We start from the raw sequence: 11,844 nt of genomic DNA, 5'->3' as shown, positions 1-11,844 counted from the left end.
ACGGCGGCGCGAAGCTCGCTGGATACGATCCAATGGCACATCCCTTGCTGCCGATTCTTATGAACTTTAATGGAGGAAGCAACGCATGAGCATGATTCAGGAATTCAAGGCCTTCGCCCTCAAAGGCAATGTGATGGATCTGGCAGTCGGTGTGATTATCGGCGGCGCGTTTTCGACCATCGTCAATTCGATCGTGAAGGATCTGATCATGCCGGTCGTCGGGCTGGCAACAGGCGGGCTCGACTTTTCCAATTTGTTCATCAAGCTCGGTGATATACCGCCAACATTCAAGGGAAATCCCGGTTCGTATAAAGATTTGCAAACCGCAGGCGTGGCCGTGTTTGGCTATGGATCGTTCATTACCGTGTTGATCAACTTCATCATCCTTGCGTTCATCATCTTCCTCATGGTGAAGTTCATCAACAGCCTGCGCAAGAACGAAGCGCCCGCGCCTGCTCCTGCAACGCCGGAAGATGTGCTTCTGCTGCGCGAAATCCGTGACTCGCTCAAGGGCTCGCCGCGCGTTTGAGGCAGAGCCGTAGCTCGACCTTCGCAATTGATTCAGCCGCGATACACAAAGCCCGCGTTGGCAGCCGCGGGCTTTGTGTTTTCTGCATGCACCGTTGCGGGGACGCCCGTTCGTGACATTCGCTTGAATTTTCCTCGCAATTTTTGGCGCAGCAGGGTTTCGTAGGTCTATTATTGAGACATGAATGCCATGCGAGCCGCAGCGGGGTTTTCGGCAAGATTCGTGCGGCGTTGCACGAGAGGTCGAGTGACTCGAGTGCTGCGCCCTTATCCTGAATCGCCGTGAATCCACCACATCGATGTGCTATAAAAGATCGACGTGTCCAGACAAACGAGCGGCCCGCCAGACGGGAGTGGCCGCATGAGGACGCTGCGTTTTTTGCAATTCTTTTTCAGGCGAATTTTTATGTCCTTCCCGAAAAAGCGTAGACGCGCGAAGGTCGATGGCGACGAGTCGTTTCTCGCCGTGCTGAGGCATTTCAAGCCGTTCGGCCAACTCGATACGAAGATCGCACGCGCCCGCGCGCAGGATGAGCCGGTGTTGTATGCGCATGTCCTGCCGGGACTTGATGTGCTTTTGTGCAGCGTGAGGGGCGCGCAGCCGCCGTATCCGGCTGTGGAGGAATTGCACCGGCGGTGTGTTGAGTGCATTACCAATGCGCTGGAGCAGCCGCTCGATGGGCTCGAGAACGGTGGGTATTGGTATGAGGCTAATGGGTTCGGGTTTCTGGTGTTTGCCAGCCGGGCCAGGACGCAGATTTTGAGCGAGTTTGGCGCGGGCGCAGCGAGTTCAAGGACGAGGCGCGGGGCCAGGCGTCAGGATGCGGGGGATGCGGCTTCTCGATTGAGATAGGGCTTTTTTCGCACTTTGGACGGGTTTAGGCTGCGCGAGGTACTGCTTTTTAGGTTTCGCGCGTTCCGTTTTGGCTGTCATTTTTAGCACTGTTAGCCACTATCCGTGGCGGGACTTCATTTCTTTTTCCAACGGCGAAAAAGAAACGAAGCAAAGAAAACGCCTTCCAACCGCTAATTCTTAAGTGTCCCGAGCGTGCAATTCCATCTGCTTGGGACTTCAAAAGAACGCTCGGCGTAATCCACCCGACAGTTGAAACCCTCCCCCTCCGAATCCCTACATCCACACGCTTCGCCACCCGCGTTCTCGGGCAAGCTCGCAAGCCCGCGTATCTTTGTCGTTCTCTTGTTTTTTAGGCTCGAGTTTTGCTGGGTCTGCATGACGCATTCATGTCCTGAACCGCGCAACGCCACCCAACCGGAGAATTCATGACCGATCACGTCTATAAGCAAATCGAACTGACTGGCTCCTCAACTCAGTCCAGCGACGACGCCGTGCGCGTCGCAATCGAAAAAGCATCGAAAACACTTCGTAATCTTCACTGGTTCCAAGTCACCGAAACCCGCGGCCAAATCGAAGACGGGAAAGTCGCCTACTGGCAAGTCACCCTCAAAGTTGGACTGCGAATCGACGATTAGGATTAATCGCGACGCAGACAACAAAGGCCGCGCTCTTTCCCGAGCGCGGCCTTTTCATTTGACAAGAAAGTTGACACACATTAAGTAGGACTTGCGCGTACAGCTACTCATCACCCCAGGTCATTTCGGCAACGCGCCATCCACACCTTCCACGTACCAGTTGATTCGCTGCAATTCCGGATCAGTCAGATTCTTGCCAGCTTCGATCTTCACCGCGCCCGTTTGATCCTTCACCGGTCCCATGAAGACATCCCATTTTCCGCTTTGCAACTCCTCACGCTTGGCCTGGACCGCCTGCATCGCTTTAGCCGAGACAACGGCCGTGTTCATGTCCTCGATATCAACCGCCTTCTGCGGCATCCCCAGCCACACCGGATCTGTCTTGACCTTGCCAGCCAGAAGCTGCTCGACCATGGAGTTGTAATACACGCCCCAGTGCGACACCACGGACCCCAAGTGCGCGCTCGGACCAAATTTCTTCATGTTCGAATCCCAGCCAAATGCATAAACCTTTTTCTCGGCGGCAGTGGCAAGCGTTGCGTTCGAATCGGTGTTCTGCAGCAAGACATCGGCGCCCTGCCCAATCAGCGTTTCGGCCGCCTGCTTTTCCTTGCCCGGATCGAACCAGCTATTGATCCAGATAACCTTGGTGTGAATCTTCGGATTCACCGACCGCGCACCCAGCGTGTACGCATTGATGTTGCGGATGACCTCGGGAATAGGCACGGACGCCACAAATCCCAGCGTGTTCGTCTTGGTCACATACCCCGCCGCGACGCCCGCGAGATAGGCGCCCTGATACATCCGGTTGTCGTAGACGCCGAAGTTCTTGGCCTTTTTATATCCCGTCGCGGTCAGGAACGTGATGTCCGGATAGTCGCGTGCCACTTTCAGTTCGAAGTCCTGGTAGCCGAAGCTCGTCCCCAGAATCACCTTGTTGCCCTTCGCAGCGAGATCGCGGAACACGCGCTCGGAATCAGCCGATTCCGGCACGTTTTCCACCCGCGTGATCTTGATCTTGTTGCCGTACTTGGCTTCTATTTCCTTCGTGCCGGCGTCGTGGGCAAAGGTCCAGCCTGCATCGCCGGGGTTTGCGAGGTAGACGAATGCAACGCCCGGCGCGTCCGCTGCCCGCGCGGGCACCGAAACCATTGCGGCCGAGAGCGCGAGCATCGTACCCACGGCGCCCGCCGCGCCCAACGTGTTCAGCCAGCTTTTTTTCATCGTGATTCTCCTGTCGATGTGTTGGTGTTGTTTATGAAAATCGTGGTGCCAGAAATAATCGACTTCGACCGCTCGCTCAACTCGCCGCGAAAAACGGCTTGCCAAGCGACGCCGGAGCATTGAGCTTGATCGTGTTCGGATTGCGCGAAATCAGCACCAGCACGACGATGGTCGCAAGGTACGGCAGCATCGCGAGGAATTGAGTCGGAATCGGCACGCCGATAGCTTGTGCATAGAACTGCAGCGCCATCACGGCGCCAAACAGCAACGCGCCAATAAGCAGCCGGCCCGGCCGCCACGTCGCGAACACGACCAGCGCAAGCGCGATCCAGCCGCGCCCCGACGTCAATTGTTCCTGCCACAAGTGCAGGTAGACGATCGAGTAATAACCGCCGGCAATGCCCGCCATGCCGCCGCCGAAAAGCGTGGCGGCATAGCGCACGCCAACTACCGGAAACCCGACCGAGTGCGCAACCGACGGCGACTCGCCCACCGAGCGCAGCACGAGACCCGCGCGCGTCTTGTACAGGAACCAGCCGATCACGCCGAACATGATGAACGCGAGATAGCCCAGCGGCGTCAGCATGAAAAACGCCGGCCCAATGACGGGAATGGACGCGAGACCGGGTATGGGCAAGACATCGATGGATGCGCGCACCGCCGCCGACGTATAAGGCTTGCCGATATACGCCGAAAACCCGATGCCGAAGATCGTCAGCGACAACCCCGTGGCGACCTGATTGGCAAGCATGGTAATGGTGAGGAATGCGAACACGAGCGACATGAGCACGCCCGCGACCACCGCGCCGGCTATGCCCAGCCACGGGTTGCCGGTGATCGCGGTCACGGCGTAGCCGGTGACGGCGCCCATCAGCATCATGCCTTCCACGCCGAGGTTCAACACGCCGGACTTCTCCGCGACGAGTTCGCCGGCGCCGGCGTACATCAATGGAATGGCCGCGACAACAGCGCTGGATGCAAGCGAGCTGGCTTGATTGATGTCCATGTGTATTTACGAATGCGCATGCGCGACGACCCGGCGGCGCACGCGATAGTTGACGAACAGGTCCGCACCCAGAAGGCAGAACAACAGCAATCCCTGAAACACACCGGCAAGCGCTTGCGGCAGCTGCAACGAGGTCTGCACCGCTTCGCCGCCGAGATACAGCAGCGCCATCAAGAGGCTCGCGAGAACGATCCCGACCGGATGCAAACGTCCCACGAACACAACGATGATCGCGGTGAAGCCATATCCCGGCGACCAGCCGGCCTGCAATTGTCCGATCGGCCCGGCGACTTCGCCCATCCCGGCGAGACCTGCCAGTCCGCCGCTCAAGAGCAGCGAGGTCCAGATGGCCTTCTTATCGGAGAAACCGGCGTAGCGCGCGGCGAGCGGCGCGAGACCACCCACGTTCATCCGATACCCCGCGAAGCTTTTCCTCATGAACAGCCACACGAGCGGAATGGCGATCGCCGTCAGGAACACGGAAGCGTTGATGCGCGTGCCCTTCAGCCACGCCCAGCCCCAGTCGCTGTAGAGACGCGGAAATTGCGCGGCATCGCTGAACATGGCCGAGATAGGGAAGTTCATGCCTTCCGGATCGCGCCACGGACCGCTCACCAGATAAATCAGCAATTGCGTTGCGACGTAGGTGAGCATCAGGCTCGTCAGGATTTCGTTGGTGTTGAACCGGCTCTTGAGCAACGCGGGAATGGCTGCCCACACCATGCCGCCAATCACGCCGCCCACCATCATCAGCGGCAGGAGCCACCAGCCTGTGGCATCGGGGAGATGAATCGCAATCCCGCCCGCCACGATCCCGCCAAGCAGCATCTGCCCTTCAGCGCCGATGTTCCAGACGTTCGCCCGATAACCCACGGCCAGACCCAGCGCGATCAGGCACAACGGCGAGGCCTTCAGCACAAGCTCGGACCAGCCATTCACGTTCGACAACGGTTCGATGAAAAACCCGTGCATCGCGCGCAACGGATCCTGTCCCACGAGCGTGAAGATCAGGAAGCCGATGATCAGCGTCAGCACGGCGGCGACCACCGGCACGGCAAGCTGCATGGCGCGCGACGGCGTTGGCCGCGCTTCGAGTCGATATGGAAAATTCATGATGTCGGTGCCGTGGTGTCGAGGGCGGCGGGTTCGGCGCGATGACCATCGAAGAGACCCGCCATGAAAAGGCCGATTTCTTCCGCATTGGTGAGACCGGTTTCACGCACCGGCGAAAGCTTGCCGCGCGCGAGAACGGCAATACGGTCGCAAATATCGAAGAGTTCTTCCAGTTCCTCCGATATCACCAGAATCGCCACGCCGCGCGCCGCCAGATCGAGCAATTGCTGGCGGATGAAACCGGCCGCGCCGACGTCCACGCCCCACGTCGGCTGCGCGACGACGAGCACCTTCGGCTCCTGCAAAATCTCGCGGCCCACGATGAACTTCTGCAAGTTGCCGCCCGACAGGCTTTGCGCGAGCGCTCCGTTGCCGCCGCAACGGACATCGAAGGCGTTGATGCAGCGGTCGGCGAATGCGCGCATTGACTTCGTGCTGATCCAGCCGCCGCGCACCATGTGTTCTCGATGCCCGGTCAACAGCGCGTTTTCAGCGAGCGACATGGCTGGCACCGCGCCGCGTCCGAGCCGCTCTTCGGGCACGAAGGCGAAGCCGAGGGCGCGTCGTCCGCCTGCGCTGTAACGTGCAGCCGGTTGGCCGACGATGGTGATTGCATCGGGCGCGATGTGTTTGTCGCGGATCTCGCCCGAGAGCGCGGCCAGCAACTCGGCCTGTCCATTGCCCGATACACCCGCGATGCCGAAAATTTCTCCCGCATGCACGGAGAACGAAACGCCTTGCAGCGACGTGCCGAACGGATCGGCGCTTGCAACCGACAAGTTCTTCACCGCGAGTTTCACGTCGCCCGGCGTATGTTTGCGGCGCGTGTAATCGGGCAGCGAATGACCGACCATCAGTTGCGCAAGCGTTGCGTGCGTTTCCTTGCGCGGATCGACGCTTCCGGTCACGCGGCCGCCGCGCATCACCGTCGCGGTCTGGCACAGCGCCTGGATTTCATCGAGTTTGTGGCTGATATAGAGAATGCTGCATCCTTCCGACGCAAGCCTTCTCAGCACTGTAAAAAGCTTCTTCACCGCTTGCGGCGTCAACACGGAAGTGGGTTCATCCATGATCAGCAGACGCGGGTTCTGCAGCAGGCATCGGACAATCTCGACGCGTTGACGCTCGCCGACCGCGAGACTATGCACATGGCGTTGCGGATCGACGTCGAGTCCATAATCGGCCGACACCTCGCGAATGCGCTTGCTCAGGCTCTTCAGATCGAACTTGTCGTCGAGCGCAAGCGCGATGTTCTCGCCGACCGTGAGCGTATCGAACAAGGAAAAATGCTGGAACACCATGCCGATGCCAAGCTTGCGTGCGGCCGCCGGACTGTCGATCTCGACGGTCTCGCCGTTCCACTGAATCTCGCCTTCGTCCGGACGCACCGCGCCGTAGATGATCTTCATCAGCGTCGACTTGCCCGCGCCGTTCTCGCCGAGCACCGCGTGGATCTCGCCGGCTTCCACGACGAGCGTCACGTCGTCATTAGCCTTGACGGCCGGATATTGCTTGCTTATGCCGCGTAGCGCGAGGCGCGGAACACGCGCACCGCCCGGCTGAATGGATGAGGAAATAGCGTCGCCCATAAGGAGTCAGAAAGTGCGGAATTGCGCAAAAGCGGGGTGACCGGTATGACGGCAACGGAAAACATGCGGTCTGCGAGGAAAAGATACCCAAAACGGTGCGGGGCGTCGATTGCTCAAAATAGTGAACGCGATAAGTTCGCGTTGGAGTCACTTCCAAGCAACAACGCATGGCTTGAAGACTTGCCACGCGCGCGGTTGCGGGTATGCCTGGCTTGACGCGATAAATGTGTCATATTAAAAACGATATGTCCCGCACCCTGGTCGATCAGCCTGACCATATATTGGAGAAAACATGAGTCAGCAACGCGAAGCAATCGATACTTACTTGTTACGCGTCCTGCACACCCTGCTCATGGAACGCAGCGTCACGCGCGCGGCCGTGAAGTTGAACCAGTCGCAGCCGGCCATCAGCGCGGCGCTCAGGCGTCTGCGCGATATCACCGGCGACCCGTTGCTCGTGCGCGGCAAGGCGGGCATGGTGCCGACCGAATACGGCCTGCGCCTGCTCGAACCCACGCAAAACGCGCTGCGCGAAATCGAACGCATCAAGGTCCAGCAGCATAATTTCGAGCCCTCCACTTCCGTGCGGTGCTACCGGATTGGCTGTCCGGATTACCTGAACGTGTTGTTCGTGCCCACGGTAGTCGAACGATTCCGGATCGCCGCACCGAACGCCACGCTCGAATTCCATTCTCTCGGTCCCGCTTTCGACTACGAACTCGCGCTGGAAGAAGGCAAGCTCGACATTGTGGTGGGCAACTGGCCCGAACCGCCTGAACAACTGCATCTCTCGAATCTTTTCGTCGACAAGATCGTGTGTCTGGTCAGTTCCAATCATCCGTTTGCACGTCGCGGCGCGCTCACGCTCGATCAATATCTCAATGCGCCGCATCTCGCACCCACACCCTATTCGGTGGGCCAGCGCGGCGCGATCGATGTCCATCTCGCACGTGAACGCCTGAAACGCCATGTGGTCGTCACGCTGCCGTACTTCAATCTCGCGCCGTACGTGCTGATCAAGTCGGATCTCGTGTTCACGACCACGCGCCTTTTCGCCGATCACTACGCGAAGTTCCTGCCATTGACCGTGGTGCCCGCGCCGCTCGATTTTCCGCCGATGCAGTACTACCAGCTATGGCACGAGCGCTGCCATTACTCCGACGAAGTGCGATGGCTCCGTCACCTCGTCGCCGATGCCACGCGCTCGCTGATCGACGTGCCTTGATCGTTAGCGGGCCATTTGCATCAGCTTTCCCGCCAGCCGGTTATGACGCTCGACGATCGGACCCAGATCGACGGTCGTCAACTGACCGTGACGCACAACCACTTTCCCATCGATAACACTGGTCGCCACCTGCGAAGGCGCGCAAAAAACCAGCGCCGCGACCGGATCGTGCAACGCGCCCGCGAAGGCGTGGTGACTCAAGTCGAAGGACACGAAATCCGCCGCCATGCCGGGCGCCAATGCGCCGATATCGTCGCGCCACAACACCTTTGCGCCTCCGCGTGTGGCAATCTCCAGGGCTTCGCGCGCGCTCATGGCGTCGGGACCGAAACCCACGCGCTGCAATAACATCGCCTGGCGCACCTCGGCGACCATCTGCGCGCCATCGTTCGATGCGGAACCATCCACGCCAATGCCCACGCTCACGCCCGCGTCGCGCATCGCACGGATGGGCGCAATGCCCGATGCCAGCCGCATGTTCGAGCACGGACAATGCGCGACGCCCGTTCCCGTGCGCCCGAACAACTCGATGCCTGCGCGGTCCAGTTGCACACAATGCGCGTGCCACACATCCGGCCCGACCCAGCCCAGATCCTCCGCGTACTCGGCCGGCGACATGCCGAACTTCTCGCGGCTGTACGTGACGTCGTTCGCGTTCTCGGCGAGATGCGTATGCATCGACACCCCATATTCCCGCGCCAAGAGCGCCGAATCGCGCATCAGTTCACGGCTTACCGAGAACGGCGAACACGGCGCCACGACGACACGCAGCATCGCGTAACGGCCTTCGTCGTTATAGGTTTCGATCAGGCGCTGCGTGTCCTTCAGAATCGCGTCTTCTTTTTCGACCACCGAATCCGGCGGCAATCCGCCGTCTTTCTGCCCGACGCTCATGCTTCCACGCGCCGCGTGAAACCGCATCCCAATCTGCTGCGCCGACGCGATGCTGTCATCCAGACGCGCGCCATTCGGATAAATGTAGAGATGATCGCTCGACGTGGTACAGCCCGAGAGCAGCAACTCGGCCATGGCGGTCAGTGTCGATACCGCGATCATCTCCGGCGTCAGGTTCGCCCAGATCTTGTACAAGTTCGTCAGCCAGCCGAACAACTCGGCGTTTTGCGCGGCGGGAACAGCACGCGTCAGGCTCTGATACATATGGTGATGCGTGTTGACCAGGCCGGGAATCACCAGATGCCCCGACATATCGAGCACTTCGTCCGCCTCTTGCGGCAACTCGCTCGCCGGACCCACGGCCACGATCCGGTTTCCTTCGATGAACAAGCCGCCGCCGGCAATCTCGCGCCGCGTATCGTCCATGGTCACGAGCACCTGCGCGTTCTTCACCAGCAAGGTCTTGAGCTTTTGTTGCATGTCGATCTCCGCTACTTCACTGTTTTTCCGAGGGCGCGAAGAATATCACTCGACTTCGCGCGATTGCCCGGTTACCCAGCGTCGATCGCCGTCTTCGGGATGCCAGCCTGCCGTGCTGTGCAAGACCTCACTGTCGCCAGCCAAAAAGACCCTGACAATGCGAACGCCGCCATGTTTGTCTTCACAGACTCGATATGATCGTGAATTTTGGTGCGGGTAGGATCGGCGGGAAGCGATGAAAAAGGGTGGGAACGTGAGCCGTTCACAGCGCGCGTTGCAGGGTTTTCGCTCATGTGCTGCGGATTATCTTGCTTATCGCGCGCGTCATGGTCACGGCAACTTTTTACAATGCTGAACACGGCGCGCATCCATTCACGCCGACGGGTATGTAGCCACGATTGTGGAGCCTCGATCCGCCGCTCCAGTCTGTTCCAGACGGTTCGATGCGCAGCCGCTCCTCGCACACTACAAGGACAACGCGAATGGGCAAGCTAACCACCCACGTACTCGATACCGCACATGGCCGCCCAGGCGCCGGTATCAAGGTTGAACTCTTCGTGCTCGCCGGCGATGCCCGGCGCTCGCTTCTCACCACGCATACAAACTCCGATGGCCGCTGCGACGCCCCGTTGCTTCAGGACGATGCGTTTGTTGCCGGCGAATACGAACTCGTTTTCCATGCCGGCGATTACTTTGCCGCGAGCGGCGTGAACTTGCCTGAACCGCGCTTTGTGGATCGTGTGGTGCTGCGATTCGGTATTGCCGACGCCACCTCGCACTATCACGTGCCGCTGCTTGTATCGCCGTGGGCTTACAGCACGTATCGCGGAAGTTGAGGCGCGTTTTTGAGTTTCGCTCGAGGGCGGCCTTCCAGGCTTAATCAAAGAATTCGTGGTGGAGACGTTTCATGCAAGGTTTTATTGTTGACTGGTTGAATCTCGCGTTGCGCTGGCTGCATGTGGTGGTGGCGATTGCGTGGATTGGCGAGTCCTTTTATTTCGTGGCGCTCGACAACAGTTTGAAACCGCCGAAAGATCCGGCCGCGACGAAGCGCGGCGTGTTCGGCGAATTGTGGCACGTGCATGGTGGCGGCTTCTACAACATGCAGAAGTACACCGTCGCACCGGCGAACATGCCGGATGATCTGCACTGGTCGAAGTGGCCGTCCTACACCACGTGGATGTCGGGCTTTGGGCTCTTCATGGTGTTGTATCTGTTCTCGCCGAGCACGTATCTCATCGACAAGAATGTGCTCGACATGGGGCCGGTTGTTGCGGTGTCGTCGGCGCTTGGGTTCTTGCTGGCGGGCTGGATTGTTTATGACTCGCTGTGCCGGGTCCTTGGAAATCGCGATGGGTTGCTCGGCATCTGCGTGGGCGTGTATGTGATTATTGCGGCGTGGCTCGCCTGCCACGTGTTTGCCGGGCGCGCGGCTTATTTGATTACCGGTGCGACCCTTGCCACGATCATGTCGGCGAATGTGTTTTTCGTGATCATTCCCGGCCAGCGCAAAATGGTCGATGCGATGCTCAAGGGCGAAGTGCCCAACGCCATTTATGGCAAGCGTGGCAAGCAGCGGTCGGTGCACAACACGTACTTTACGTTACCAGTGGTGTTCGTGATGTTATCGAATCACTACGCGATGACTTATACGCATCCGTATAACTGGGCTGTGTTGTTGATCATCATGTTGGCTGGGGCTTTGATCCGGCAGTTTTTTGTGATGCGGCATCGCGGGCAGGTGTTGTGGTACTTGCCGGTGATTGGCGTGTTGCTGATGTTTGGTGCGTTTGCGTGGACCATGCCGAAGGGGGTGCCGACTGTTGCGCCAGTGGCGGGTGCGCCAGGTGTGCGTGTGGCCGATATTGCGCCTATCTTGCAGCAGCGGTGTGCGACCTGTCATGCTGCGCATCCTACTATGATGGGGGCGGCGCCCGCTGGTGTTTTGCTTGATACGCCAGAGGCCATTTCTTTGAACGCGCAGCGGGTTTATCAGCAGGCTGTTGTGTTGAAAGCAATGCCGCTTGGGAATGTTACCCAGATGACCGATGGCGAACGGGCGAAGATTGCTGCTTGGTTTCAAGGTGGGGCTTTGAAGTAGGTTTTCGTTCGCACTTCGGGGGGAATGCGTGGGGGTCCTGCTCTTGGGGGCTTCGCGCGTTTCTTGTTCGTTGGTCCTATTTAGCACTGTTAGCCACTGTCCGTGGCGGGACTTCATTTCTTTTTCCAACGGCGACAAAGAAACGAAGCAAAGAAAACGCCTCTCCACCGCTAATTCTTAAAGAGACCAAGCG

The 11,844-nt window shown here is 59.1% G+C and carries 11 protein-coding genes; 6 read left to right on the top strand and 5 right to left on the bottom strand.

Going from position 1 to position 11,844, the window contains the following annotated elements; genetic code table 11:
- The first annotated feature begins 85 nt into the window (after nt 1-85).
- From mscL to AWB64_RS19655, 3 genes are all read left to right on the top strand, one after another.
- Nucleotides 86-529, top strand: a complete 444-nt coding sequence (mscL, locus tag AWB64_RS19665; RefSeq protein ID WP_060857111.1) for a large conductance mechanosensitive channel protein MscL — start codon at nt 86-88, stop codon at nt 527-529.
- A 360-nt stretch (nt 530-889) separates the two neighbouring features.
- Nucleotides 890-1,381, top strand: coding sequence for a hypothetical protein (locus tag AWB64_RS19660; RefSeq protein WP_060857110.1), 492 nt, complete (start codon nt 890-892; stop codon nt 1,379-1,381).
- Nucleotides 1,382-1,809: 428 nt separating this feature from the next.
- A complete protein-coding gene (locus tag AWB64_RS19655; protein WP_060857109.1) occupies nt 1,810-2,019 on the top strand; it encodes a dodecin in 210 nt (69 codons plus the stop codon).
- A 120-nt stretch (nt 2,020-2,139) separates the two neighbouring features.
- On the opposite strand, the gene AWB64_RS19650 is transcribed toward AWB64_RS19655, so the two are convergent.
- The 4 genes from AWB64_RS19650 to AWB64_RS19635 all read right to left on the bottom strand — a co-directional run bounded on the left by AWB64_RS19650 (nt 2,140) and on the right by AWB64_RS19635 (nt 6,951).
- Entirely contained in the window at nt 2,140-3,243 is a 1,104-nt protein-coding gene (locus AWB64_RS19650; protein ID WP_060857108.1) for a BMP family ABC transporter substrate-binding protein, read from the bottom strand.
- 76 nt (nt 3,244-3,319) lie between these two features.
- Nucleotides 3,320-4,249, bottom strand: coding sequence for an ABC transporter permease (locus AWB64_RS19645; protein ID WP_060857107.1), 930 nt, complete (start codon nt 4,247-4,249; stop codon nt 3,320-3,322).
- Nucleotides 4,250-4,255: 6 nt separating this feature from the next.
- Nucleotides 4,256-5,362, bottom strand: coding sequence for an ABC transporter permease (locus tag AWB64_RS19640; RefSeq protein ID WP_060857106.1), 1,107 nt, complete (start codon nt 5,360-5,362; stop codon nt 4,256-4,258).
- Nucleotides 5,359-6,951, bottom strand: coding sequence for an ABC transporter ATP-binding protein (locus tag AWB64_RS19635; RefSeq protein WP_060857105.1), 1,593 nt, complete (start codon nt 6,949-6,951; stop codon nt 5,359-5,361). Before AWB64_RS19635 ends, AWB64_RS19640 begins: the two co-directional genes overlap by 4 nt.
- Nucleotides 6,952-7,243: 292 nt before the next feature.
- On the opposite strand from AWB64_RS19635, the gene AWB64_RS19630 reads away from it, so the two are divergent.
- Nucleotides 7,244-8,176 carry a LysR substrate-binding domain-containing protein gene (locus AWB64_RS19630; protein ID WP_056352995.1) on the top strand — a complete coding sequence of 311 codons (933 nt, stop codon included), beginning with the start codon at nt 7,244-7,246 and terminating at the stop codon, nt 8,174-8,176.
- Between the two features lie 3 nt (nt 8,177-8,179).
- On the opposite strand, the gene AWB64_RS19625 is transcribed toward AWB64_RS19630, so the two are convergent.
- Nucleotides 8,180-9,550, bottom strand: a complete 1,371-nt coding sequence (locus AWB64_RS19625) for an 8-oxoguanine deaminase (RefSeq protein ID WP_060857104.1) — start codon at nt 9,548-9,550, stop codon at nt 8,180-8,182.
- 482 nt (nt 9,551-10,032) lie between these two features.
- On the opposite strand from AWB64_RS19625, the gene uraH reads away from it, so the two are divergent.
- Together uraH and AWB64_RS19610 are read left to right on the top strand one after the other, a co-directional pair.
- On the top strand, nt 10,033-10,386 hold the full coding sequence (gene uraH, locus AWB64_RS19615) for a hydroxyisourate hydrolase (RefSeq protein ID WP_060857102.1): 354 nt from the start codon (nt 10,033-10,035) through the stop codon (nt 10,384-10,386).
- Between the two features lie 71 nt (nt 10,387-10,457).
- Nucleotides 10,458-11,651: a urate hydroxylase PuuD gene (locus tag AWB64_RS19610; protein ID WP_060857101.1), complete on the top strand. Its 1,194-nt coding sequence runs from the start codon at nt 10,458-10,460 to the stop codon at nt 11,649-11,651.
- Nucleotides 11,652-11,844 lie beyond the last annotated feature (193 nt).

Source organism: Caballeronia sordidicola, assembly GCF_001544455.2.
Taxonomy (GTDB): domain Bacteria; phylum Pseudomonadota; class Gammaproteobacteria; order Burkholderiales; family Burkholderiaceae; genus Caballeronia; species Caballeronia sordidicola.
Note: the sequence above shows the minus strand (reverse complement) of the source record. Positions and strands in the feature narration are given on the sequence as shown.

Bases quoted from the DNA above. Each gene is read 5' to 3' on its own strand.
- AWB64_RS19660 (WP_060857110.1), top strand. From the start codon at position 890: ATGAGGACGCTGCGTTTTTTGCAATTCTTTTTCAGGCGAATTTTTATG.
- AWB64_RS19635 (WP_060857105.1), bottom strand. From the start codon at position 6,951: ATGGGCGACGCTATTTCCTCATCCATTCAGCCGGGCGGTGCGCGTGTT.
- uraH (WP_060857102.1), top strand. From the start codon at position 10,033: ATGGGCAAGCTAACCACCCACGTACTCGATACCGCACATGGCCGCCCA.
- mscL (WP_060857111.1), top strand. From the start codon at position 86: ATGAGCATGATTCAGGAATTCAAGGCCTTCGCCCTCAAAGGCAATGTG.
- AWB64_RS19645 (WP_060857107.1), bottom strand. From the start codon at position 4,249: ATGGACATCAATCAAGCCAGCTCGCTTGCATCCAGCGCTGTTGTCGCG.
- AWB64_RS19640 (WP_060857106.1), bottom strand. From the start codon at position 5,362: ATGAATTTTCCATATCGACTCGAAGCGCGGCCAACGCCGTCGCGCGCC.
- AWB64_RS19650 (WP_060857108.1), bottom strand. From the start codon at position 3,243: ATGAAAAAAAGCTGGCTGAACACGTTGGGCGCGGCGGGCGCCGTGGGT.
- AWB64_RS19610 (WP_060857101.1), top strand. From the start codon at position 10,458: ATGCAAGGTTTTATTGTTGACTGGTTGAATCTCGCGTTGCGCTGGCTG.
- AWB64_RS19630 (WP_056352995.1), top strand. From the start codon at position 7,244: ATGAGTCAGCAACGCGAAGCAATCGATACTTACTTGTTACGCGTCCTG.
- AWB64_RS19655 (WP_060857109.1), top strand. From the start codon at position 1,810: ATGACCGATCACGTCTATAAGCAAATCGAACTGACTGGCTCCTCAACT.
- AWB64_RS19625 (WP_060857104.1), bottom strand. From the start codon at position 9,550: ATGCAACAAAAGCTCAAGACCTTGCTGGTGAAGAACGCGCAGGTGCTC.